This is a genomic window from Kribbella qitaiheensis, assembly GCF_014217565.1.
GTDB lineage: Bacteria > Actinomycetota > Actinomycetes > Propionibacteriales > Kribbellaceae > Kribbella > Kribbella qitaiheensis_A.
On sequence record NZ_CP043661.1, the window covers coordinates 378,642 to 401,867 of the forward strand.

The following is a 23,226-nucleotide window of genomic DNA, read 5'->3' on the forward strand; positions in this document are numbered from 1 at the left end:
GCCGTTCGGTCAGGCGGTCGCTAGGCTGCCTGGGTGATCGAGCTGCCGCCGTCCTTCCTGGCGATGCCTCGCTGGTGGAACGAGGGGCAGGAATGGCTGGCGTCGTTGCCGGCGAGCGTCCGGGACCAGTGTGAGCGATGGAATCTCCAGCTCGACGGCAGGCTCGCGCACGGGTCGAACGCGATCGTCGTACCAGTACTCCGGTACGGCGAACCGCTGGCGCTTCGGATGTCGCCTCCTGGTCGGGAGGTCACCGAGCAGATCCACGCGCTGAGCTGGTGGAACGGCCGAGGCATGGTGCGATTGGTGGAAGCCGAGGCCGACCGGGGCGCCATGCTGCTCGAACGCCTCGGCAGTCCCTTGAGCGACGCTCCGCTCGCCGAGTCGATCGGGATCCTCGGCGGTCTGATGCGTCGGCTCGCGGTGCCGGGGGACCCGACGTCCTGGTCTACTGCCGAGATCGCAAGCCGCCGGGCCGCTGAGCTCGAGCCGGAGTGGGATCGGCTGGGTCGCCCCTTCGACGAGGCTTGGTTGCGTGAAGCTGAGCACCTCGGTGGTGGCAGGTTGGCAAGCACCGAGCACGACCTGGCCGTCAACGGTGACTTCCACGCGGATCAGGTACTACGCGGTGCCCGCGAACCGTGGCTGGTGGTCGATCCCGTGCTCTGTCGCGGCGACATCGAACTCGACCTCGCCCGGATCCTCTGGATGAGCATCGACGCGATGAAGACCGACGGCGAACTCCTCGACCACTTCGCCACCCTGGTCGCGACAGCCGAACTCGACCGGGACCGGGCCCGCGACTGGGTCGTCTTCCGCACCACCGACTATTGGCTCTGGGGCCTCAAGGCCGGCCTCACCGAGGACCCGATCCGCTGCCACCGACTCCTCGGCGCTTTCCTCTAGGTCGCGCCGCGCTTCCGAGGTCAGGCGGCGACCGGGGCGGCTTCCGGCGTACGGCGAGTGGTGGTGCTTCGGGCGCCGAAGGCGAGGCCGAGGGCGGTTGCGCCCAGGGCGAGCATCGCCGGGGTGAGCCAGGGCGAGACGACGCCGGCTGAGTACGTCGTACCGTCGTCGAGCTTGCAGTCGAAGCGCAGCGGCAGGTAGCCGGCGTCGTAGCCAGTGACGTGGCTGATGGAGCTGGGCGTCGGCGCGGACAGCCGGCAGGCGGGCGAGGGTGACGAGTCCGTGCCGTGCGACGACTCCGATTGCTGGGCGCCGATCACCACCACGCCGAACGCGTAGCCGCCGACGGCCAGCGCGCCGGTGAGCAGAGCCAGCCCACGTAGGACGCGAGCAGCACGCCCCGCGGGGCGCCGACGGATCAGCGCGACCAGCGTGCTGACCAACCCCCAGCTCGCCACCAGCAGGCTGACCAGGAAGACGACGAGACCCACGAGGAAGACCATCGTTCAAGTCCACCACACGGGAGGGCCGTCCCCGACCCACGGCAACGCGACGGTACGTCGTGGGTCGGGGTCGAGTCAGCTGGTGCAGGGGAGAGTGCCGCTGCGGAGGCGTGCTGGCTGGTGTTGCCGTCGTCGGACCAGAGCACGGTCTTGTGGCCGGAGGTGCAGGTCGACTGCGGGGCGATCGTGAAGCCCTCGTTGTTGAGGTTCGACATGCCGGACGGGCGGCTGTAGGTGGCCGTGACCGCGAACTTGCCCTGGGCATTGAGATCCAGGGTCTTCGTCTGTCCCGAGCAGGTGTCGTCGCACTCGGCCCAGAGGTGGCCGGTCTCGGGTTCGAACTCGAGATCCATCACCCCAGCGAAGCCGGTAGTGATGGTGGCGACCCGGGTGTAGCTGCTGCCGGACAGGCTCAGGGCGTAGGCGTAGATCGTGGCGTTGTCCTCGAGACCTAGGAAGTACAGGCCGGTTCCGTGGCCCGAGTAGCTCCTGGGGGAGTAGGCCGCGCCGGTGTGCTCGTCGCGGAAGCCGTGCGCGGTGAGGAAGCTGTCAGGGATCCAGGAGATGGCTTCGAGACCGCCGTTGGGGTCAACGTCTGGCAGGTCTGGGGTGAGGTTCCATTCGCCGGTCGCGTTCAGGGAGGACGCCGTCGAGTTGGGGTCGAAGCGGAGCACCTTGAGCAGGCTGTCCTCGTCGTTCTTGTTGTCCCGCTCGGTGGACACGAACAGCCCGTCGGGAGTCGCGACCACACCTTCGGCATCGGGGTCGCCGTTGCCGTTGCTGTAGTGCAGTGCCTTGCCGCTACTCGGGCTAGGTTTCCACTTCGCGCCGTCGGGGAGGAGTTTGTAGATCATGCCGGGGCCGTTCTTCACCGCCCACACCACGGTCGGGCTCTGGAAGGACAGACCGCTCAGGTTCGACCCGAAGACATTGCTGCCGTCAGCGGTCGAGACCGAGGATCCACCAGGCCAGGTGGTCGCAGTCTGGGCGCTCCAGCCGTACGACGTACTGGACAGCGCGAGCCCTGCGACAGCCAGGGAGACAACGGTGAGTCGTGCTTTTCCAAGCCAGCTCATCTAAGACCTTTCTCGTGGGGCGACGAGGTACAGGTGGTCAGAGTGTTTCCCGCCAGTAGCAACAGTGGCAACCCTGCACCTGTCGTCCTGGACTACGACTGACCTGGTAGGCGAGATAGGCCACACCTGTGCGGACTTCCATTTAGTAGGACGTCCATGCATATAGTTGGGTGTCCTACTAAATGATGAGGCTGACCTAAAGGTCGCCGATCGCGGGAACGGAGCACGATGGTCAACCGGCATGGAAGGGCTGGGCAGCTACTGCCTCACCGAGCCCGAGGCCGGTTCGGATGCGGGCGCGTTGCGTACGACGGCTCGTCGGGACGGTGACTCGTATGTGCTCGACGGAGTGAAGCAGTTCATCTCGGGCGCGGGGTCGTCCAGCGTGTACGTCGTGATGGCGCGTACCGGCGAGCCGGGGCCGCGTGGCATCACCGCCTTCGTGGTGCCGGGTGACGCTGCCGGGCTGTCCTTCGGGGCGAACGAACGCAAGATGGGCCGCCTTCACCGTGGCGAACAAGGCTCTGCAGTTGCACGGCGGCTATGGATATCTGAGCGAGTACGGCATCGAGAAGGTTGTGCGCGACCTGCGCGTGCACCAGATCCTGGAAGGGACCAACGAGATCATGCGACTGATCGTCGGGCGCGCCGTCATCGAGGAGGCCGCATGAACGACGCTCCTGTTCTTATCAGCATCGAAGGTGCGGCGGGGCACATCGTCCTCAACCGGCCGAAGGCCATCAACGCGCTGACCCACGAGATGGTGACGATCATCCAGGCCGCGCTGGACGAGTGGGCCGACGACCCCGCAGTACAGACCGTTGTGCTGACCGGAAGTGGAGAACGCGGGTTGTGCGCGGGTGGCGACATCGTCTCGATCTACCGCGACGGTCTCGCGGGCGGCTCGGAATCGGTGGCGTTCTGGGCGGACGAGTACCGGCTGGATGCGACCATCGCCGACTACCCGAAGCCGTTCGTCGCGATCATGGACGGCATCGTGCTCGGTGGCGGGATCGGGCTGTCCGCGCACGCTGATGTCCGAGTGGTCACCGAGCGATCCAAGATCGGCATGCCTGAAACCGGCATCGGGTTCTTCCCTGATGTCGGCGGCACCTACCTGCTGTCGCGCGCGCCGGGGGAGTTGGGTACGCACCTGGCGCTGACCGCTGGTTCGGTGCGGGCGGGCGACGCGATCGCTGTTGGACTGGCCGACTGGTACGTGCCGAGCGACCGGCTGCCGGCTCTGCTTGCGGCCCTCGCCACGAAGGCGCCGTCGGAGGCCGTCGCGGCGGTGGCGGACGATGCACCGCATTCGGCGTTGCTCGCCGATCGGGCCTGGATCGACGCGGCGTACGAAGGCGATGACGTGGTGAAGATCCTGGCTCGGCTGGCCGGTTCGGAGGCCGAGGCGGCTCGTGAGACTGCCGTCGTACTGGCTTCGAAGTCACCGACCTCGGTGCAGGTGACGCTGCGGGCGTTGCGGAATGCGTCGGATCTGCCGTCGTTGCGGGATGCGCTCGATCAGGAGTTCCGGCTGTCGGTGCGCTTCCACGGGTCGCACGACTTTCTCGAGGGGGTGCGGGCGCAGGTCATCGACAAGGACCGCAATCCGCGCTGGTCTCCGGCCGACCTCGACGATGTCGCCGAGGAGACGGTCGCCGCGTACTTCGCCACTCTCGGCGCCGACGAGTTGGGACTCGGACGATGACTGTTACCGCTGTCGGATTCATCGGGCTGGGCAACATGGGTGGACCGATGGCCGCCAATCTGGTCAAGGCCGGTTACACCGTGACGGGCTTCGACCCGTCTGAGGTGGCGCGTTCCGCGGCTCAGGAGGCCGGCATCGTGATGGTGGGTTCGCCTGCCGAAGCGGTCGCGGGTGCCGAGGTCGTCATCACGATGCTGCCGAGCGGTCGGCATGTTCTCGATGTCTATCAAGGCGCCGCAGGGTTGCTGGCGGCTGCGCCGGCCGGTGCGCTGTTCGTGGACAGGTAGTTTCTTGCCCGTGAACCGGGACGGCCCCTTATCTCCCGTAGTTGTTGGCGAAGCGGGGATCTACCACGGGACTTCGCCCGCGTCCTCGAAGAACTTTCCGTTCGGGCCGTCGTCGGGCAGGGTCGCGAGTTCGACGGCGATCGCAGCGCCCTGTTCGGGGGTGCGCACGCCGTGGAAGCCGTTGAGGTCGGTGGCGACGTAGCCGGGGCAGCCGACGTTGATCAGGATGTTCGTGCCGCTCAGTTCTCTGACGTACTGGAGGGTGACGGCGTTCAGGAAGGTCTTCGACGGCGCGTACGCCACGGCCACGGGCCCCGTCCTCTGCTCGGCACCCGTACCTGCCTGCCGGGTCAGGGAGCCCACGCTGCTGGACATGTTCACGATCCGCGGCGAGGCGGAGCGGCGTAGCAGCGGCAGCATCGCGTTGGTGACGCGGATGACGCCGATCACATTGGTCTCCACGACCGTGCGGATGGTGGCGGGATCGACCCGGGTGGGATCCTGCGGCATGACGCCGGCGATCCCGGCGTTGTTGACGAGTACGTCGAGGCGCCCGGCCCTTTCCTCGATCACCCGCGCGGCGGCGGTGACGCTCGCGTCGTCGGTTACGTCAAGCGGCACGCCGAACGCGTCGACGCCCGCCGCGCGCAGTTTCCGCACCGCGTCCTCTCGGCGCTGCTCGTCGCGTGCGCCGACGCCGACGCTCAAGCCGAGGGCGCCGAGGCCCGCGGCGATCTCGTAACCGATTCCCTTGTTCGCGCCGGTAACCAGCGCAATCGTCTGCTCGCTCATGGGAACGATGCTGCCTGGGCCATCCGGCGCAGGTCCAACACCGATTGGGTGAGCAACGATACCGGTCAGGTATGGATCCGGCGTACCGTGGCTGGATGGAAACCCGGGAGCTGCGCTACTTCGTCGCCGTCGCTGAAGAGCTGCACTTCGGGCGCGCCGCGCAGCGGCTCGGGATCGCACAACCGCCCTTGTCGCGGGCGATCCAGCAACTCGAACGCCGACTCGGGGCCGTACTGCTCGACCGCACAAGCCGCGCCGTCACACTGACCGAGGCCGGCTCGGTGCTGTTGACCGAGGGCCGCGCGGCTCTGGACGCGGTCGACACCGCCGAACGCCGGACCCGCCGCGCCGCCCTCGCCGCGACCGGCCGTCCCGGCACGGTCCTGGTCACGAAAGCCAGCGCGTCCAGCGAACTGCTGGCGGAGCTGCTCGACGCCTACGCCGCCGAACCCGGCGCGGTACCCGTCGAGGTCATCCTGTGCGGCCCGGCCGAGCAGGGACGACTCCTACGCGAGGGCCGGGCCGACGTGGCGCTGCTGCACACGCCGTTCGACTCGACGGCAGGGTTCCACACCGAAGAACTCAGCACCGAGAACCAGGTCGTGGTTCTCCCCGCCGGGCATCCCCTCGCCACCCGGCCGCAGGTGCGCATGGCCGACATCACCGGTCTTGACGACCTGCCACTGCCACGCTGGCCCAACCCCGACGGCACCTACCCGCCCGGCCCAGGCCCCCAGGTCCGCGACCACGCGCAGTTGCTGCAACTGGTCGCCCTCGGCCGCGCCTGCGCCGTCTCCCCGGAATCCTGCAGAACCCGACTGACCAGCGACCTCGTCGCCGTGCCCGTGCTGGATGCGCCCCCAGTCACGACCGTGATCGCCTGGCCACCGCACAGCAGATCCCGGGCCGTCGCCGACCTTGTCAGGATGGCGACACGCCTCTCCCCGAAGCAGGCCACCCAACCAACGAGTCAAAGCGCCACCTGACGAGTCACGGCACAGCCGACAGTACGTTCCTCGCTGGCAACGGTCGCGGCCGTAGTACCAGTCGTGGGGGTTAATTCACGGGATTAAGAATCATGGGTTCGGACTCTTGACTTCTTGTTCGGCAGCCATCAAAGTTCCAATATCCTATCCGATATGTGGTTGTTGCCGGTGGCTGTCGCACCACAGAGAGAGGTCTCACCGCTCATGACCAGGTTCCTTCGAAACAGGCGACGCGGGGCATTCTCGTGGGGATTCTCGTCGTCGCCGCGCTGCCGGTCGGACTGACTGCCTCCGCCGCGCGCGACCCACGCGGAACAGCGCCCGCTCAGAGCGCTGCCAAGGCGAAGACGACGACCAGTACTACGAACGCGAGCATCTCCACGCCCGCGACCGTCACCACCGCGGCGAGCCCGTCACTCGGGCCGGCGGGCGCGGCGGCTGCCAAGCCCTACATGGGCTGGAGCAGCTACAGCATGCAGGTGTACTCCAACGACGGTGGCAACTGGATCAACGCGGCCCAGATCATGGCCCAGTCGGACGCGATGCACAAGAAGCTTCAGCCGTTCGGCTGCAAGTACATCAACATCGACGCGGCCTGGAACGGGCTGCGGGTGAAACATCGCGAGTCGGTGGAGGCGATCGCCGGCGCTGTCACCGGTTCGCTCGCTCGCCCGGACTCGCTGATCGTCGGCCGGGTACCGCGGCCTGCTTGGCCTCGGCCGGCACCTGATGGAGTTGTCCGTTCAGCCGTTGCACATCTGACACGTCAATCTCCTCGCTGGGTTTGGGTTGTGGCCATTGGGCTGGGGATGCGGCCTCGGAGGGGTTGCGCTCGAGCGGGCCTTCACCACCTGCACTGTCAGCTCGACCTTGCTGATCGGCGCGGTCTATCTTGTCGCCGCGGTGGGGACCTTGGGCATGTACATCGCCTCGCGCCGACTCGGAAAGCTGCTATTCAAGTAGTGCGCTGAACAGCAAGGTGGCGGAGGTGGCGCCCGGATCCTGATGACCGACGCTTCGCTCACCCAGGTAGCTCGCGCGGCCTTTGCGGGCGAGCAGGTCGATGGTCGCGTCCCGTCCTGATTCGGCGCCGCGGAGACCTGCCTGGAAGATGTCGGTGTGGTCGTACTGCGCTGCCGCCGCGGCGTCGAGTGCGTCGATGCCGGGAGCGAGTGTGTCGTACATGGTCTTGTCGCCCGCGACGGCGCTGCCCCTGGCGACGACGCCCGCGAGTCCGGCGCGTAGGCCGAGGGCGAATCGGCGGGCGTCGAGGTCGTGGTGGTTGCCTAGGGCATCACCTAGGCAGAGGAAGAAGCTGCCGAAGAGTGGGCCGGCGGCGCCACCGACATTGCTCACCGCTGTCTTGCCGACCCAGCTGAGGAGGCCGCCCGGGGCGTCGGGTGCGGAGTCCAGGGTGGCTGAGACGACGGTGAAGCCGCGGCGAAGATTCGTCCCGTGGTCGGCGTCGCCGATCGCGGCGTCGAGCGCGTTGAGTTGGTCGTGGTGCGAGTCGACGAGGGTTCCGAATGCGGCGATCCAATGCCTCAGGAACTCGACGGTGATCACGAACGTCCGTCCTGCGCGGCGGGCAGGGAAGCGGCGAGGTCGACGGCACGATCAGCCGCCGTGCGGGACAAGGCGAGGTAGACCAGACCCGCGACTACGCCGGCGCTGAGTTCGGCGACCAGATAGACCGGCAGCTGGGCGAAGTTGACCTGGCCGCCGGCGACCTGTTGGACGAGCATCGGACCGACCGTGCGGGCTGGGTTGATCGAGGCGCCGGTGATGGGGGCAACGGGGATGATCGCGCCGAAGACCACGAAACCGATCGCGAGGCCGGCGAAGCCAGGGGCCGCCTTGCGGTGCGTCGCGCCGAAGACCGTCAACACCAGGATGAAGGTTCCGACGAACTCCGCGGTGAACGCCTGCACGACGCCGATGTTCTCGCCGTACGTCGCGACGCCGAGACCGAGGTCGCTCGCCTTGGAGCCGAGGACGCCGAGGATCGCGGCGGCTCCGAGCACCGCGCCGGCCAGTTGAGCTGCCAGATACGCCGGGACGAGTGACCACGGGAACTTGCCGGTCGCGGCCAGGCCGAGCGTCACGGCCGGGTTGATGTGGTTGCCGGAGATCGGGCCGAGCGCGTAGACGGTGGCGACCACCGCGGCCGCGAAGGCGAGCGAGATCATCCCGAGGTCGGCCATCGTGAAGGGGGCCGAGCCGTTCACGATCAGCGTCGCCGGGACCGCGCCGACGCCGACGAAGACCAGGATCGCGGTACCGATCAGCTCGGTGCCGAGTCGTTGGGTCAGGGAGTTGTCGTCCATGGGAGTCCTTCCGGGAGCGATCGGAGTACAGGCCGGGGGCGATGCGAACCTGAAGGCCGTTCGACATTATCGAATAGTTCTCGGAAGATACGCCTGTGGTTCACTGCTGTAAAGATGTGTTCGATCCTTGGAGGAGAACTCGGATGATCCAGTCCGTCGACCGGGCGATCCGGATACTCGCAGTGCTGCAGGGTGCCCGCCGGCTGAGTCTGTCCGAGGTGGCCGGCCGGCTCGAGTTGCCGCCGTCGACGGTGCACGGAATCCTCAAGACCCTGCAGGCGCACGGCATGGTGGTCCAGGATCGCGACTCGAATCGCTACCAGCTGGGTCCGGCGGTGCTCAAGCTCGGCAACGTCTACCTCGACACGTTGGAGCTCCGGTCGCGAGCGGTCACCTGGTCGGAAGAGCTGGCCCGCCGCAGCGGTCACGCTGTACGGACCGGTGTGCTCACCTTCGACGAGGTGGTGATCATCCATCACGAGCCGCGGCCTGACGGGAGCCGGCAGATGCCCGAGGTCGGGATCGTCATCCCTGCGCACGCGAGCGCTCTGGGGAAGGCGCTGCTCGCATTCCTGCCCGAGCAGGCAACTGGTCTGATGGCCGGCGACAAGCTCCGGAGCATGACGTCGGAGACGCTGGTCGATCCGTCGGTACTGCGTGCGCAGCTCGCCGAGGTCGCCCGCGAGGCGCTGGCGACGGAGCGCGAGGAGGCGGTGCTCGGCGAGGCCGGAATCGCGGCGCCGATCTTCGACGCTTCTGGTGCGGCGGTCGGTGCCATCGGCATCGTTCTCCCGGCCGCCGACTGGCCGCCGGCGGAGTCGACCTTCACTGCGGTCCGTGAAGCGGCCCGCAACATCAGCCGGGAGCTCGGCTCACCGCGCTGGCCGGCCTAGCCCCAGCCCTCGAAGTCAGCGGCTGGTCTTTACAGGCAGATGAACCGCGGCTTACTGTGTGAAATCCATTCGACATTATCGAATGAGATTCACAAGAGGAGGCGACGGTTGTGAAGAAGCTTGTCAACGGTGTGAGCGACGTGGTGCCCGAGATGCTGGCCGGGTTCGCGCTGGCCAACCCCGGGATCGTCGTCCTGGGTGACGGTGTGGTCGCCAGGGCCGATCGCGAAGAGCTCAGGCAACGCGGGCAGGTGGCGTTGATCTCCGGCGGCGGCGCTGGGCACGAGCCGGCTCATGCGGGGTATGTCGGGCCGGGCATGCTCACCGCGGCAGTCGCCGGTGACGTCTTCAGCTCGCCGTCCGCCGACGCCGTGCTGACCGCGATCCGGGCCGTCGGCGGCGAGGGCCGGCGTCCTGCTGATCGTGAAGAACTACACCGGCGACCGGCTCAACTTCGGCCTCGCCGCCGAGATCGCCCGCGGCGAAGGCATCCCGGTCCGGATGGTCGTGGTCGCCGACGACGCCGCGCTCGCCGACAGCGACGAGAACGCGGGTCGCCGCGGCCTTGCGGGAACCGTCCTGGTCCACAAGATTGCCAGCGCCGCCGCCGAAGCAGGCAAGCCGCTCGACGAGGTGGCCCAGGAAGCACTGGAGGCGGCGGGGTCCGTGGCGACGATGGGTGTCGCGTTGTCTGGCTGCACGGTCCCGGCGGCGGGTAAGCCGGGACTGGATCTCGGCCCGGACGAGATCGAGTGGGGCCTCGGCATTCACGGCGAACCGGGGGTCGAGCGCGGCAAGATCTCCTCCGCCGACGAAGTAGTCGATCGGCTTCTCCGGCATCTCGTCGCCGACCGGCAACTCAAGGCCGGTGACCGAGTGGTTCTGCTGGTCAACAACCTCGGCGGCACCCCGACGATGGAGCTCGGCATCATCGCCGGCCGCGCGGTCGCGTTCCTCGCCGGGCACGGGATCAAGCTCGAGCGGCTGTGGGTCGGCACGTTCCTCACCGCACTCGAGATGGCCGGCTGCTCGCTGTCCCTCGCGCGGGTCGACGACCACGTGCTCAGTCTGCTCGACGCTCCCTCCCAGACGAGTGCCTGGCCGACTCACCTCGGCAAGGTCTCGACCCACACCGAGGAGCCCCAGCCCCGCGTCGAGCCATCAGCACCCACTACGACAATCGGCGATCACCTCAAGCTGCCGGTAGCTGCCGTCTGCAACGCCTTGATCGCGGCCGAACAAGAGCTGACCGACCTCGACCAGATCGTCGGCGACGGTGACCTCGGCATCAGCCTCGCCCGCGGCGCCCGAGCTGTCCTCGACGGGCTGAACCAGTACGACGGCACCGACGACGCGACCGCGCTGCGCGGCATCGCCGGCACAGTGCGCCGTACCGTTGGCGGCACCTCAGGTCCGCTCTACGCAGCCCTCGTACTTCGAACCGCCACGGCCCGCGCAGCCGGAAAGCCTTGGCCAGAAGCCTTTGCGGAGGGAGTGGACGCCATAGCCGAACTGGGCGGCGCGAAGATCGGCGACCGGACGATGCTCGACGCTCTCATCCCAGCCGTGGCCGCGTTGCGGACCGGCGCACTGGGTGAGGCGGTTGCGGCAGCCAGGAAGGGCACAGATGAGACGGCGGGGATCATGGCCCGCCGGGGCAGGTCGAGCTACCTCGGTGATCGCGCGCTCGGCACGGTCGACCCCGGCGCCGAGGCGGTCGTCATCTGGCTCGAAGCCCTCGCAGACGTTCTGACCCCAGTCAGCTGAATCAACTTGCGAAGCCACCAATAGGCGCCGCGGATCGTGGCCTCGCTGCTCGGCCCAGGCCGGTCGGCAGCACGAAGCTGGACTTCAGCTTCCGCGGCGACTACCGCGACGACGTCCACGCGTCGACTGCGGCAGGTGCGGCGATCAACTTCACCTTCCGCGGTACTGCGGTGGACTGGGTCACGGCGCTGGCTCAGGACCAGGGTGAGGCCGACGTCTACCTCGACGGCAAGGTCGTCACCAGGGTGAACCTGCACAGCGATGTGCGCGTCACCACCCGGCAGGTGTTCAGCAAGACCGGTCTGACGGATGCGCAGCACACGCTTCGCATCGTGAAGATCTCAGGTGACCAACTGCGGAACGACATGATCCGCTACACGCTGGCGAAGTAGCTCCAGCAGGATGCTTCGGCGGGCCGGGAGATTCTCCCGGCCCGCCTTGGCGTTCAGCGCGCGTTGAGCTGGTGAAATGAGGGGGACCAGAACGGCGGCGAAGGAGTACGGGGATGAGCGAGAAGGTCTGCATCGTGACGGGCGGCGGCGGTGCCCGGATCGGCAACGGGATCTGCCGGGCGCTGGCGGCCAAGGGCTGGACCGTGGTGGTCGCTGACCGGGATGTGCCGGCCGCCTCGGCGGTGGCCGACGAGTTGCGCGGAGCGGGCGCAACCGCAGTACCGATGGCTTTGGACACCACCGATGCCGAATCGGTGCGGGAAGTGGTCGCCGCGACGATGAGCGAGTTCGGGCGACTCGACGGCCTGGTCAACAGTGCCGGGGTCGGAATGCGCAGGCACGGCGGCGAGGCGACGCCCGAAGAGTTCGACCGGGTGCATTCGATCAACTACCGCGGGCCGTGGAACTGCATCCGGGAGGTCCTGCCGATCATGCTGCGGAACGGCGGCGGCAGCATCGTCAACATCGGGTCGGTGCACGCGGCCGGTGCCACCGAGACCTTCACCCTGTATGCCGCGACGAAGGCCGCGCTGACCGCCCTGACACGGGGGATCGCGCGGGACTACGGGCTCCGGAACATCCGCTGCAACATCGTCCACCCCGGAGCGGTGGAGAGCCGCGGCAACGAGCACCTGCTGGCCGACTTTGTCGCAACCAAGCAGATGCTTCCGCGAGCCGTCGAGGCGATCGACATCGGCAACGCGGTCGCCTTCCTACTCTCCCCGGAGGCCCGCGCCATCACCGGCATCGAACTCTTCGTCGATGCCGGCACCACCGCCATGCTGTTCGAACAACTACGTCCGGGCGAGCATCAGGACTGATCAGCGGCCGGGGAGGCGCTCGCTAGGGCCGCAGCGGCATCGGGCAGATCGGTTCGGTGGCGGCGTCAGCCAGATCGTAGGCCACCATCGGGCACCGCTGGCAGTACAACAGCCCATCGCAGGGGTTGGTGACGAACTCGTGCTCGTGGATCGCTCGGTGACCGTTGTTCTCGTTCGACGATTCGGTCACGGTCCTCTTTCCCCAGGGAGGCTGCGGTCCGTCCCCGGTGCCCCGCCGGCGGATTTCCACGCATCTACGCCGGATCGGCCGCCGCGTCCACGGCGGGTAGGTCGGCGCGGATGACGAGCAGCCGGTGCAGCATCGTCAGCTTGATCGTCGACTCCAGCGCCGGCCGGAGCCGCGCCAGACACAGGCTGCCACCGGCATCCGCCGCCAGTTGGTGGAGCCGCACGAACGCCCCCAGGCCGCTGGAGTCGCAGAAGGCCAGCTCGGCCAGATCCAGGATCACCGAGCGGCCCGCCTCGGCCGCCGGCTGGACGACCGCCATCAGGTCGCTGATGGTGCCGAAGTCCAGCTCGCCGTGGACGCCGATCACGACGTCGGGCCCTCGGTCCAGCACCTCGACCGACAGCATCTCTTCACTCACTGTGCGTGCCTCTTAGCTTGCGGGTGTCGATCAACTCCTGCGCGACGTCACGCAGTTTGGTGTTGTTCTGTTGTGAGTAGCGCTTGAGCATCTCGAACGCACGGACCTGGTCGGTGTCGAAGCGCTCCATCAGGATGCCCATCGCCTGCCCGACGAGCTTACGCGCGTCCACTGCGGCGGCCATGGCTTCACCATCCTGGGCCGAGGCGACGGCGATCGACGCGTGCCGGGCCAGGATGTGGGCGATCGCCTCGTCGTCGGCGCTGAAGGCGTTCGGCTCGGTGTTGAACAGCGACAGCACGCCGATGAGTTGCTGACTGATCCACATCGGCACGTGCAGGTACGACCTGACCGGGTACCGCGTGACCTTGGCCGCCCAGGCCGGCCAGCGCGTCTCGGTCTCGACATCCACGACGTGTACGACGACGCCCTCGCTCAGAGCTGTCTGTAGCGGGCCCTCGCCGAGATCGAACTGCAACTGATAGATCGCGGTGACCAGCGGGTCGGTCACCGCCGCGATCTCGCGGCTGCCCCGCAGCGTGAGCGTGACGCCGGCGTAGGAACAGGCCTCCGCCTGGAGCGCGAACTGCACGACCGCCTCGACCGTCTCGTCCACGCCGGCAGCGTCGTGAAGCTCGATCGCGAGCCGGGCGAAGGCGTCCGCTCCGAGCGTCTCCGACGGGCCCATCTCAACGGACAGGGTCGGCTGCTCCACCTGGTAGCTCCTGACCTCGGGGGGCCGAGCTGACTGATCCATGGCCATACGATGCCTCCCCGCGAGTTCCGCTCCACCTGCGACGCGGAATTAGAGCACAGACCGTTGCCTGACTGGAAGGGGAGCTCCCAGCGCCAGCAAGGCGGTGTCGTCCGCGAGGCGGGGGCCGAAGCCGGCCAGTACGGCGGAGAGTGCTTCGACGAGCGCGGCCGGTGACGTACCGGCGTACTGGGTGGCGAGTGTCCGCAAGGCCTCGGGGCCGTACAGATCACGCTTTCCGTTGACCCGCGCCTCGGTCAATCCGTCGGTGTAGAGCAGCAGCATGTCGCCCGGCCCGAGGGTGACGTCGGTCAGCGGAAACTGCGAGGACGGCAGGATGCCGATCAGCGTTCCGTCCTCGCTGAAAAGGAATTCGCAACTGCCGTCAGCGCGGATCAGCAGGGGTGGCGGGTGGCCGCCCGATGCGAATCGGAGGGTGACTTCGCCCGTCTCGAGGTCGCTCCGCAGGGTCCCGAAGACGGCCGTGCAGTAGCGCAGGTCGCCGCCGGCGTACCGCTCGTGCAGTACTGCGTTCAGGGTGCCCAGCGCGGCGGTCGGGTCGTGCATCGCGGCAGCTCGCAGGGTGTAGCGAGCGACCGAGGTCACCGCGGCGGCGGTGGGACCCTTGCCGCACACATCGCCGAGGAAGAAACCCCAGCATTCGCTCTCGATGGCGAAGACGTCGTAGAAGTCGCCGCCGAGCTGGTCGGGCGAAGCGGTGTGGTAGTACGCGGCGGTGGCCAGACCCGGTACGTCGGGAATAGTGGCCGGTAGCAACGACTGTTGGAGGACGGCAAGCGCGTCCTGCAGTCTGGCGCGGTCACCCTCGGCCTGCCGCCGGGCCGCTTCGGCCGCCTTCCGCTCGCGCAGCAGTTCCTCTTCGTACGCACGCCGGATCCGCGCGTCGAAGACCGTGGTACGGACCAGGACGGGACCGCCGGCGTCGTCGTACTTGACGACCGACGACACCAGGACCGGTATCCGGCCGCCGCCGTCCCGCTTCAGCTCCAGGGCGACTCCGCCGACCTCGCCCTGCATGCGTAACAGGGGAGCGAAGTGCGTCTTGTGGTAGAGCTTGCCGCCGACGGTGAGCAGGTCGACGAACCGGAGCCGTCCTACCACCGCGTCCCGGGGCAGACCGAGCCAATCGAGCAAGGTGTTGTTGACCTTGACGATCGTGCCGTCCATCGACGTCGTGAGCTGGCCACAAGGGGCGGCCTCGTACGCCTCCTCGTCACTGTCCACCTGCACTGTCACTTCAGGGCCGCGACACTGCTTGTCGTTTCAGGCCCGCAAGAAAGTCTGTGATGGCCCTGTTGGTGGCGTCGGGGGCCGACAGGTGTGGGCAGTGCCCGGCGGCATCCAAGGTGACGAGAGTGGACCCCTCGACGGCCGTCCGTACGTAGGCGCCGACCTGGCGCGGTGCGATGACGTCCTCGGCCGACTCGAGGATCAACGTCGGCACCCGGACCGCTGCCAGGTCCGCGCGGGAGTCGGACAGGAACGTCGTCCGGGCGAAGACCCGGGCCATCGCGGGATCGGTGGCGCAGAAGCTGTTGGTCAGCTCCTCGCCGAGGTCGGGGCGGTCCGGTGTACCCATGATGACCGGTGCCATCGCGGCCGACCAGCCGAGATAGTTCGACTCCAGCGAGCTGAGCAGCTCGTCGATGTCCTCGACGCTGAATCCGCCCTTGTAGTCACCGTCGTCCACGTAGCAGGGGGAAGGGGCGACCATCACCAGCGCGCCGATCCGCTCCGGCGCCTGCTGGGCGGCCAGTACGCCGATCATCGCGCTGACCGAGTGCCCGACGAACACGGCGTCGGTCAGCTCGAGCGCGGCGCAGACCTCGACGACATCTTCGGCGTATCCGCTGAGCGAGGAGTAGCGCGGTTCGTCGAACGCGGTCAGGTCGGACCGGCCGGAACCGACGTAGTCGAAGAGCACCACCCGGTACTCCGGCGCCAGGGCGGGGACGGTCAGCCGCCACATGTTCTGGTCGCATCCGAACCCATGAGCCAGCACCACGGCCGGGCCGGCCGGATTACCGGTGACCACGACGTGGTTCCTGCGCAAGATGTCCACCCCGCCATCCTCGCAGTTACCGCGGCGGGTAGGGCCCCACGGGTTACTCGTTGCGTTTGCGATGGGTGATCACCACCAGGTCCACCACGGCGACGACCGCGAACCCCACCGCCGCGACGACGAACGGCACCGGCACCTTCAACACCACGAAGGCGACCGCCGCGCAGCCACAGACAACAAGCCCGAAGGCGGCCAGCACCATCCGCAGCGTCAACGCACTACGCGGTGCCGGGGGAGTACCTCTGTCCGCCATGTCTTATCCGGTGACACCTGTCCGGTGGTCCCAAACCCTGAGCCTATGCTGGGGGCGTGTCCACGGAGTGAACCTGGCGGTTCGCGGCTCAGAGCGTCAGTTACCATAGTTAGGTAAGGCTTACCTAATTATGGACTGGGAGATCATGAGAGACCTCCGTGTCGCCGTTGTTGGCGCCGGGCCTGCGGGTATCTATGCGGCCGACATTCTGACCAAGGAGCACGACGGAGCCCACGTCGACCTGATCGAACGGCTGCCCGCGCCGTTCGGGCTGGTCCGGTACGGCGTGGCGCCGGACCACCCGCGGATCAAGGAGATCATCAAGGCGCTGCACCGCGTCGTCGGCCGGGACCGGATCCGGTTCCTCGGCAACGTCGAGTACGGCGTCGACCTCAAGCTCGACGACCTGCGCCGGCACTACGACGCCGTCATCTTCGCGACCGGAGCCATCAGTGACCGCGAGCTCGACATCCCAGGCATCGACCTGCCCGGCAACCATGGTGCCGCCGACTTCGTCAGCTGGTACGCGGGTCATCCCGACGTACCGCGGGACTGGTCGCTGGATGCTCGCCAGGTCGCTGTCATCGGAGCCGGCAATGTCGCGCTCGACGTGGCCAGGATGCTGGCCAAGCCGGCGGACGAGCAGCTCAGCACCGAGATCGCGGACAACGTCTACCAGGGTCTGAAAGCGAACCAGGCCACGGATGTCCACGTCTTCGCCCGGCGCGGACCGGCCCAGATCAAGTTCACCCCGATGGAACTGCGCGAGCTCTCGCACTCCCCGGCGGTGGACGTGATCGTGCACCCCGAGGGCTTCGAGATCGACGAGGCGAGCCAGCGGGCGATCAATTCGAACAAGGGCACCCGCCTGATGGTCGACACGCTGCTGAAGTACCTCGAGGCGGAGCCGACCGGAGCCGAACACCGCATCCATATCCACCTGTGCCACGCGCCGGTCGAGGTGCTGGGTGCTGAGCGGGTCGAGGGATTGCGCACCGAGCGCACTGAATTGCAGGGCGACGGCACCGTCCGCGGCACCGGCGAGTACGTCGATACGCCGGTGCAGGCGGTCTACCGCGCGGTCGGGTATCTCTCCTCGCACCTGCCCGGGCTCCCGTTCGATCACCAGGCCGGTGTGATGACCAACGACCGCGGCCGGGTGCTCGACCTGGATGACGTGCCGCTGGCCGGCCTGTACGTCACGGGCTGGATCAAGCGCGGCCCGATCGGCCTGATCGGGCACACCAAGTCGGATGCGGCCGAGACGATCGCGAGCCTGCTCGCCGATCTCGACGGGCTGCCGCGGCCGGAGGTGTCCGATCCCGACGCGATTCTCAAGCATCTCGCCGACCGCGGTGCGACCGTCGTCGACGCCGACGGCTGGTCCCGCCTGGACGCCCACGAGCTCGCACTCGGTCAGGGCCAGGGGCGCGAGCGGATCAAGGTCGTGCCCCGCGAGGAGATGATCCGGGCAGCCGGCCCGACTGAGGAATGAACCGGGTACCTTCTCGACCTCCGGACGGTCGATGACCCCCTGCATACCTAGTATCTAGATACCGAGTATGCAGTCGGGGTATCGACCTACCGAGGAGAGACATGAACAGACGAGTTGCCATCGTTTCCGCACTGGCCGTCGCGACCCTGGCCGGGGCTCCGCTGGCCGCCCAGGCGGCGCCGGCACGCCCCTCCGCCCAGGTGGATCAGCCGTACACGCACCTGGTCACCGGCCATACCTGGAGCACCGGGGGTACGTACATCTCCCACGGCGGTGACATCAAGCTGAAGCTGACCACCCTCCCGAAGACCACCGACGTCCTCGTCGAGGACTGTGAGAGCGGCGGGGATCTGGGCGACGTCCAGGCCTTCACGAAGAAGGCCCCCAGCCACGTGCTGGCGACCGACGTACCGGCGGGGACCTGCGTGCTGATCCTCTTCCAGTCGCATGCGAAGAGCGGCGCCTACCAGGTCAAGGGCACTCTCAGCTACTGATCCGGCTCGGGTTATTCAGGCACAGGTGCCGCGACGAGAAGCCCGGTGCCTGTGCCACCTGAGCAGATCGCGGCCGGCCGTGGGTCGCTGAACCAGCCGCGCCATCGAAGGAAAAAGCACCCGCCACCGAACAGCAGAGCGGCCACCCAGTAGAGCAAGGCGGTCAGCGCGACCGCGCCGAAGGCGGCGGTCCAGGAGACCCCGATCGATGTCAGACCGGCGACCAGAGCGCCTTCGCGCGGGCTCGCACCATGGACGCCGGGAAGCACTCCGGCGAGCTGACTCGCGCCGAACACAGCGATCAATTGGAAGGCCGACACCGAGTCGCCAACCGCCTGCAGGGCCCCGATCAGCAGGCCCAGGATTGTGGCCTGGTAGCCGATCGACAACGCGACACCGGCCGCGAACACCCCCGGCGACGGCCAAGGCAAATTGCCTGCCAGACCAGGACGCCGACGGCGTACGACGAGGGCCGCTGCCAGCACGATCGCGGCAAGGCCGAGCGCACCCGCGAGCACGGTCCAGGGCAGGGTGATTCCGCAGACAGCGACGGCGACGACCAGTCCGACGGCGCCGACGAACCGGTCCAGGGCGACGGACGCGATCGCCGACGAGCGTCGTACGCCGGTTGCTTCCAGGCGGTGAACCCGCCAGACGTCGGCGCCGGCGTGCCACGGTGAGATCAGGCCGAGGATCTCACTCTCCGCATACGCACGCACGTGCCACGCCCGGGTCCGCCCGCTGGCGGACAGGGCGTGCCAGCGCAGCGGGCACAGGACATATTTGCCGATCGCGAACGGCAGCAGCCCGACGACGGCGGGCAGCACCGACGTGTGCGGGACCCGCTCGACGTTCCAGAGCGAGATCATCACGGCGCCCAGCAAGGCGCTCACCTGAACGGCGCGATTGGTGACGATCGCCCGCGCGACCCGGAAAGGTGTCTTGAACTGCTCTTGCCTCACACGCACGACGGCCTCCTCTCGGCCAACCGAACGGCGTCGCCGGGGCCCGAGTCGCTTGCCCCCGCCACTCGGTCAGACCATAACCGCCCGGCCCGACCCCCGCATCCCGCCGCCCGCGCGCCGCCTACTCGTTCAACGGCCGTTCAGCGCCCGTTGTTGATGGGTGATGGTGATCGGCCCGTACTCCGAGCGGTTGGTCAGCCGAGTGCTTCGAGGTTCGTCTGCCGACCACCAGTTGATCGCCCGGGCGGGTGAGTTACCCACCAGTGAAGTAAGGTGAGACTTACTCAGCCGTTCCGGCCGAGTCATTGAGGCCTGCGGGGGTGGGTGGAATCGCCGTGATGAACAGTTGGGACGAAGGTCGCCGGATTCGGGTGATCAGGACGGCGCGGTCATGACCGCCGCCGGTACTCCGTCCGCGCGCCGGACGAGGCGTGGGCGCCGTCGGCCGTTCTCGGTCGAGGCGCGGTTGGCCGAGCACGTCGACCGGCTGGGCGAGGAACATCCGCCGATCCCGGTGGACAGCGCGGACTACTCGATGAAGCGTCCGGAGGTGCTTGCCGAGCAGTTCGGTCCGGTGCTCACCTACATGGCGCGAGTCGAGCTGGAAGTCGAGCGCAACGTCCTCGAGCTGAACCTGTTGCTCCCGGATCCGCCCGCCGTGGACCAGCACTTCTACGCCGATGTGTGGCTTCCGCAGGAGATCCATCACGGGTTGCTGCTGGACAAGCTGCAGAGGCTGGCCGGCCTGCCGCCGTCGGACCCGGACCTCAGCTCGATCGAGTTCAGCTATCGGGTCCTCGGTGCGCTCGGTCGCTGGAGCCCCGTCCAGGACGTGAGCCGGATGCTGTACTACCTCACCGGCGTGGCGACCGAGCAGTCGGCGATCCTTGCCTACAACAAGCTTCACCAGGGGCTGCTGGACCTCGGCGAGGAGGCGGTCGCCTCGACGATCATCGCGCCGATCCGGCGCCAGGAGCCGGGCCACTTCGCCTACTACAAGATCGCCGCCCAGGGCCTGTGGACCGAGCTGTCCCAATGGCAGAAGTGGCTGATCAGGACGCTCCGCCGGCACACCTTCGAACCGGTCGGCGCGTACACCAAGAAGCAGTGGGCGGAGTTCGGTGCCGTGATGCATCACCTTGGCATCACGACCGAGGACGGCACCGGGGTGAGTCGCTACGCCCAGCAGATCGGGCGGGTCGAGATGGAGTTGCTGTGGGCCCAGCGCCAGGGGTTGCGGGTGCCCACCTACATCGTCGACTCGCTCAAGTCCGCCGCGAAGCTGGCGGCCGCCGATCGCAGCGTCGCGGGTTGACCAGCTTCTAGCGGAAACGCTGCGGCTGGGAGCGAGCCGTGAGGATGACGAAGGCCGCCGTGGCGAAGGCGGTCAGGGCGGCCGGGATGAAGAAGACGTGCGGCAGGCCGATGGCTGCCACGCCGAGGCCGCCGATCGCGCCACCGATGGCAGAGCCGACCGGGATTGCGCTGAGGAAGACGCCGGATGCCGTCCCGACGCCCTCGGGGTTGAGGTGCTGGGCGATCGACACTCCAAGCGCTCCGACGCACGCCCAGAGGCCGGCCGTGAGAGCTTGTCCGAGGAACAATGCCCAGACCGTGGTGCCTGTCGCGTAGGCGAGGTTTCCGCCCAGGCCGAGTGCGGCTCCGCCCGTCATCACCGCCAGTGCTCCGTAGCGGTCGGCCAGCCTGGCCACCAGGGGGAGCAGCAACAGCTCCAGCAGTGGCTGGATTCCGATCACGGCGCCGCGCATCGCGTCGGAGACGTGGAGTTGTTCGGCCATGTAGATCGGCAGGTAGCCGAACTTGATGGTGTCGCCGGTCATCGCCAGGACGCAGACAGCGGTGAAGACCAGCAGCGGCATCAGGTGGTCGATCTGTCGCCGGTTCGGAGGTCGTAGCGGCGGCGCCAGGTCCTGGTAGCGCTCCACCCGCTGGCGGCCGAACGGGATGAGCTGTGCGAAGACGCAGACAGCGGTTGCCGCCAGCAACGAACGGAGGCCGAAGACCCCGCCGTACCAGCTGCCCAGGACGGGGCCGAGGATCCAGCCGATCGTGAACGCCATCCGGATGGTGGCGATCACCCTGTTGTCCGATCTGGTCGGGTGCCGGCTCAGCTCGTCGCGGCAGGCAGCGAACAGTTGCGCCATCGAACCGCCCGCGATGCTCAGCGCCAGTGCGCTGATCACGAACGGCAGCCAGACCGACCGGGCGGCCGCCATCGCGAGCCAGCCGAGCGCGCCGATGATCGCGCAGAGACGGAACCAGAGCAGCCGCTCAGGGGTTCGGTCCGACAGCCTGCCGATGAGGAAACCGGCCAGCGGGGCGGCCAGGTTCGTCACGTAGTAGAGGCCGGCCACCGGCAGCGGCGTACCGAGCTCGCGGACCAGGAAGAGGGTCAGCTGAGGCGTCGCTGCCGACGTACCGATTCCGGCGATCAGCAACGACAGGAACGCCGAACGATAGAAGCGCGACCGGACGACAATCCCCACCGCAGACTCGGATCGGTCGAGCATGACCCTCCAGCCGCTGTTCAGCACCGTCGGTAAACGATATCCGGCCGGCCAGGATGACGGTCCGTCATCTCGATGGTCGAGAAACCCGGTCACCGAGATTGGCGTCCTGCGCGGGGGTACCAGCTCAGGGCCGGAAGGAGGCCACGTGCGACTGATCGACGCCAAGCCGCTGGACGACGACGCGCTGCAAGGGCTGGACGCGTACTGGCGGGCTGCGAACTATCTCTCCGTCGGGCAGATCCCGCGCCGCCGCCAAGATCCCCGCCCTGGTCTACCTGCTCGCGAACCCGTTGCTGACCGAGCCGTTGCGCCCGGAGCACATCAAACCGAGGCTGCTCGGCCATTGGGGTACGACGCCCGGGTTGAACCTGATCTATACGCATCTGAACCACGTGATCCGCGAACGCGAGCGGGAACTGATGTACGTGATCGGTCCCGGTCACGGCGGGCCCCGCGATCGTCGCGAACAGCTGGCTGGAGGGCAGCTGGACCGCGACGTACCCGAGGGTCACCCAGGACGGGCCGGGGATGGCGAGGTTGTTCAAGCAGTTCTCCTTCCCCGGCGGGATCCCGAGTCACGTCGCGCCGGAGGTGCCTGGGTCGATCAACGAGGGTGGCGAGCTGGGCTACTCGCTCAGCCACGCTTACGGAGCCGCCTTCGACAACCCGGATCTGGTCGTCGCCTGTGTCATCGGCGACGGCGAGGCGGAGACCGGGCCGCTGGCGACCTCGTGGCACTCGAACAAGTTCCTCGATCCGCGCCGCGACGGCGCGGTCCTGCCGATCCTTCATCTGAACGGCTACAAGATCGCCAACCCGACCGTGCTCGCCCGGATCGGCGACGAGGAGCTGGAAGCGCTGCTGCGGGGCTACGGCCATGAGCCGTACCTCGTCGACGGCTCCGAACCGGCCGGTGCATCAGGCCCTGGCGGCCGCGATGGACCGCTGCTTCGACCGCATCGACGAGATCCAGCTGGAAGCCCGTACTACGGAAGGTCAGCCGCGCCAGGCCTGGCCGATGATCGTGCTCCGGACGCCGAGGGGCTGGACGGGGCCGCACACGGTCGACGGCGAACCGGTCGAGGACACCTGGCGGTCGCACCAGGTACCGCTGTCCGGCGTACGGACGAATGAGGACCACCTTCGGCAGTTGGAGGACTGGCTGCAGAGCTACCGTCCGGAGGAGCTGTTCGATGGCGACGGCCGGCCGTGACCGAGCTCGGACATCAGCCGCGCGATGTCACCCGCCATCGACCTCTTCGAGTACTGCGTGTGTGCGGCGTCCGCGGCCGGTTTGTCCGACTGGCCGTAGCCACGGAGGTCGGGACACAAGACGGTGAATTCCTTCGCGAGCACCGGCGCGACCTGGTACCAGGTCGTATGGGTACGCGGGTGTCCGTGTAACAGCACTACCGGCGGTCCCGAACCGCCGTGGCGTACGCGGAGACTGACTTCGCCGACGTTGATCTGGCTCAGCTGAAATCCATCGAACATGTGCTTGCAGGTACCACATTCGTACTCCCGA

The 23,226-nt window shown here is 67.9% G+C and carries 26 protein-coding genes and 4 pseudogenes; 16 read left to right on the top strand and 14 right to left on the bottom strand.

The genetic code is table 11. The features are described 5' to 3' along the window. Positions 1-33: 33 nt before the first annotated feature. Positions 34-906, top strand: coding sequence for an aminoglycoside phosphotransferase family protein (locus F1D05_RS01665; protein WP_185445586.1), 873 nt, complete (start codon positions 34-36; stop codon positions 904-906). A 20-nt stretch (positions 907-926) separates the two neighbouring features. Here F1D05_RS01665 and F1D05_RS01670 read toward each other — a convergent pair whose 3' ends face one another. Continuing rightward, positions 927-1,409: a hypothetical protein gene (locus tag F1D05_RS01670; protein ID WP_185445588.1), complete on the bottom strand. Its 483-nt coding sequence runs from the start codon at positions 1,407-1,409 to the stop codon at positions 927-929. Next, positions 1,325-2,485 carry a hypothetical protein gene (locus F1D05_RS01675; protein WP_185445590.1) on the bottom strand — a complete coding sequence of 387 codons (1,161 nt, stop codon included), beginning with the start codon at positions 2,483-2,485 and terminating at the stop codon, positions 1,325-1,327. Before F1D05_RS01675 ends, F1D05_RS01670 begins: the two co-directional genes overlap by 85 nt. Positions 2,486-2,726: 241 nt before the next feature. On the opposite strand from F1D05_RS01675, the pseudogene F1D05_RS42730 reads away from it, so the two are divergent. From F1D05_RS42730 to F1D05_RS01690, 4 genes and pseudogenes are all read left to right on the top strand, one after another. Next, positions 2,727-2,927, top strand: a pseudogene (locus tag F1D05_RS42730) (acyl-CoA dehydrogenase family protein); the annotation flags it as partial. A gap of 67 nt (positions 2,928-2,994) precedes the next feature. Next, positions 2,995-3,156, top strand: a complete 162-nt coding sequence (locus F1D05_RS39565; protein ID WP_246486363.1) for an acyl-CoA dehydrogenase family protein — start codon at positions 2,995-2,997, stop codon at positions 3,154-3,156. Beyond that, positions 3,153-4,193, top strand: coding sequence for an enoyl-CoA hydratase/isomerase family protein (locus tag F1D05_RS01685; protein WP_185445591.1), 1,041 nt, complete (start codon positions 3,153-3,155; stop codon positions 4,191-4,193). The genes F1D05_RS39565 and F1D05_RS01685 overlap by 4 nt, the downstream gene beginning before the upstream one ends. Further along, positions 4,190-4,480: an NAD(P)-binding domain-containing protein gene (locus F1D05_RS01690; protein WP_185445593.1), complete on the top strand. Its 291-nt coding sequence runs from the start codon at positions 4,190-4,192 to the stop codon at positions 4,478-4,480. The genes F1D05_RS01685 and F1D05_RS01690 overlap by 4 nt, the downstream gene beginning before the upstream one ends. A 60-nt stretch (positions 4,481-4,540) precedes the next feature. Here F1D05_RS01690 and F1D05_RS01695 read toward each other — a convergent pair whose 3' ends face one another. Then, on the bottom strand, positions 4,541-5,272 hold the full coding sequence (locus F1D05_RS01695) for an SDR family oxidoreductase (RefSeq protein WP_185445595.1): 732 nt from the start codon (positions 5,270-5,272) through the stop codon (positions 4,541-4,543). 95 nt (positions 5,273-5,367) lie between these two features. Here F1D05_RS01695 and F1D05_RS01700 point away from each other — a divergent pair, with 95 nt between their 5' ends. Then, on the top strand, positions 5,368-6,258 hold the full coding sequence (locus F1D05_RS01700; RefSeq protein WP_185445597.1) for a LysR family transcriptional regulator: 891 nt from the start codon (positions 5,368-5,370) through the stop codon (positions 6,256-6,258). 951 nt (positions 6,259-7,209) lie between these two features. On the opposite strand, the gene dhaL is transcribed toward F1D05_RS01700, so the two are convergent. Then, positions 7,210-7,824: a dihydroxyacetone kinase subunit DhaL gene (dhaL, locus tag F1D05_RS01705; RefSeq protein ID WP_185445598.1), complete on the bottom strand. Its 615-nt coding sequence runs from the start codon at positions 7,822-7,824 to the stop codon at positions 7,210-7,212. Further along, entirely contained in the window at positions 7,821-8,585 is a 765-nt protein-coding gene (locus F1D05_RS01710) for an MIP/aquaporin family protein (protein ID WP_185445600.1), read from the bottom strand. The genes dhaL and F1D05_RS01710 overlap by 4 nt, the downstream gene beginning before the upstream one ends. Before the next feature lie 143 nt (positions 8,586-8,728). Between F1D05_RS01710 and F1D05_RS01715 the strand changes: the two genes are divergently transcribed. The 5 genes and pseudogenes from F1D05_RS01715 to F1D05_RS01730 all read left to right on the top strand — a co-directional run bounded on the left by F1D05_RS01715 (position 8,729) and on the right by F1D05_RS01730 (position 12,518). Beyond that, entirely contained in the window at positions 8,729-9,478 is a 750-nt protein-coding gene (locus F1D05_RS01715) for an IclR family transcriptional regulator (RefSeq protein WP_185445602.1), read from the top strand. A gap of 152 nt (positions 9,479-9,630) precedes the next feature. Further along, a pseudogene (locus F1D05_RS42735) lies at positions 9,631-9,813 on the top strand (dihydroxyacetone kinase subunit DhaK); the annotation flags it as partial. Positions 9,814-9,901: 88 nt separating this feature from the next. Beyond that, entirely contained in the window at positions 9,902-11,245 is a 1,344-nt protein-coding gene (locus F1D05_RS42740) for a dihydroxyacetone kinase subunit DhaK (RefSeq protein WP_281388892.1), read from the top strand. 77 nt (positions 11,246-11,322) lie between these two features. Continuing rightward, complete coding sequence (locus F1D05_RS39585; protein WP_281389005.1) at positions 11,323-11,637, top strand: hypothetical protein; 315 nt, start codon at positions 11,323-11,325, stop codon at positions 11,635-11,637. A 113-nt stretch (positions 11,638-11,750) separates the two neighbouring features. After that, a complete protein-coding gene (locus F1D05_RS01730) occupies positions 11,751-12,518 on the top strand; it encodes an SDR family NAD(P)-dependent oxidoreductase (protein ID WP_185445604.1) in 768 nt (255 codons plus the stop codon). Between the two features lie 22 nt (positions 12,519-12,540). Here the strand turns inward: F1D05_RS01730 and F1D05_RS01735 are convergent, their stop codons facing one another. The 6 genes from F1D05_RS01735 to F1D05_RS01760 all read right to left on the bottom strand — a co-directional run bounded on the left by F1D05_RS01735 (position 12,541) and on the right by F1D05_RS01760 (position 16,216). Next, positions 12,541-12,708 carry a hypothetical protein gene (locus F1D05_RS01735; RefSeq protein ID WP_185445606.1) on the bottom strand — a complete coding sequence of 56 codons (168 nt, stop codon included), beginning with the start codon at positions 12,706-12,708 and terminating at the stop codon, positions 12,541-12,543. Between the two features lie 64 nt (positions 12,709-12,772). Continuing rightward, complete coding sequence (locus F1D05_RS01740; RefSeq protein ID WP_185445608.1) at positions 12,773-13,126, bottom strand: STAS domain-containing protein; 354 nt, start codon at positions 13,124-13,126, stop codon at positions 12,773-12,775. Then, on the bottom strand, positions 13,119-13,814 hold the full coding sequence (locus F1D05_RS01745; RefSeq protein WP_185448942.1) for a GAF and ANTAR domain-containing protein: 696 nt from the start codon (positions 13,812-13,814) through the stop codon (positions 13,119-13,121). Before F1D05_RS01745 ends, F1D05_RS01740 begins: the two co-directional genes overlap by 8 nt. Before the next feature lie 117 nt (positions 13,815-13,931). Beyond that, on the bottom strand, positions 13,932-15,125 hold the full coding sequence (locus tag F1D05_RS01750) for a PP2C family protein-serine/threonine phosphatase (RefSeq protein ID WP_246486364.1): 1,194 nt from the start codon (positions 15,123-15,125) through the stop codon (positions 13,932-13,934). 13 nt (positions 15,126-15,138) lie between these two features. Next, positions 15,139-15,963 carry an alpha/beta fold hydrolase gene (locus F1D05_RS01755; protein ID WP_185445610.1) on the bottom strand — a complete coding sequence of 275 codons (825 nt, stop codon included), beginning with the start codon at positions 15,961-15,963 and terminating at the stop codon, positions 15,139-15,141. 43 nt (positions 15,964-16,006) lie between these two features. Further along, on the bottom strand, positions 16,007-16,216 hold the full coding sequence (locus F1D05_RS01760; protein ID WP_185445611.1) for a DUF6343 family protein: 210 nt from the start codon (positions 16,214-16,216) through the stop codon (positions 16,007-16,009). 145 nt (positions 16,217-16,361) lie between these two features. Between F1D05_RS01760 and F1D05_RS01765 the strand changes: the two genes are divergently transcribed. Then, a complete protein-coding gene (locus F1D05_RS01765) occupies positions 16,362-17,711 on the top strand; it encodes an FAD-dependent oxidoreductase (protein WP_185445613.1) in 1,350 nt (449 codons plus the stop codon). Between the two features lie 101 nt (positions 17,712-17,812). Further along, positions 17,813-18,205: a hypothetical protein gene (locus tag F1D05_RS01770; RefSeq protein ID WP_185445615.1), complete on the top strand. Its 393-nt coding sequence runs from the start codon at positions 17,813-17,815 to the stop codon at positions 18,203-18,205. A gap of 11 nt (positions 18,206-18,216) precedes the next feature. On the opposite strand, the gene F1D05_RS01775 is transcribed toward F1D05_RS01770, so the two are convergent. Continuing rightward, a complete protein-coding gene (locus F1D05_RS01775; protein WP_185445617.1) occupies positions 18,217-19,173 on the bottom strand; it encodes a lysylphosphatidylglycerol synthase domain-containing protein in 957 nt (318 codons plus the stop codon). Positions 19,174-19,561: 388 nt separating this feature from the next. On the opposite strand from F1D05_RS01775, the gene F1D05_RS01780 reads away from it, so the two are divergent. After that, entirely contained in the window at positions 19,562-20,485 is a 924-nt protein-coding gene (locus tag F1D05_RS01780; protein ID WP_246486365.1) for a GTP-binding protein LepA, read from the top strand. Between the two features lie 7 nt (positions 20,486-20,492). On the opposite strand, the gene F1D05_RS01785 is transcribed toward F1D05_RS01780, so the two are convergent. Continuing rightward, on the bottom strand, positions 20,493-21,701 hold the full coding sequence (locus F1D05_RS01785; RefSeq protein WP_185445619.1) for an MFS transporter: 1,209 nt from the start codon (positions 21,699-21,701) through the stop codon (positions 20,493-20,495). Between the two features lie 305 nt (positions 21,702-22,006). Here F1D05_RS01785 and F1D05_RS41750 point away from each other — a divergent pair. Together F1D05_RS41750 and F1D05_RS01790 are read left to right on the top strand one after the other, a co-directional pair. After that, a pseudogene (locus F1D05_RS41750) lies at positions 22,007-22,075 on the top strand (hypothetical protein); the annotation flags it as partial. Positions 22,076-22,175: 100 nt separating this feature from the next. Beyond that, positions 22,176-22,914: pseudogene (locus F1D05_RS01790) on the top strand (hypothetical protein). Here the strand turns inward: F1D05_RS01790 and F1D05_RS01795 are convergent. Further along, positions 22,872-23,195, bottom strand: coding sequence for an alpha/beta fold hydrolase (locus F1D05_RS01795; protein WP_246486366.1), 324 nt, complete (start codon positions 23,193-23,195; stop codon positions 22,872-22,874). The pseudogene F1D05_RS01790 and the gene F1D05_RS01795 sit on opposite strands and share 43 nt — an antisense overlap. Between the last annotated feature and the right edge of the window lie 31 nt (positions 23,196-23,226).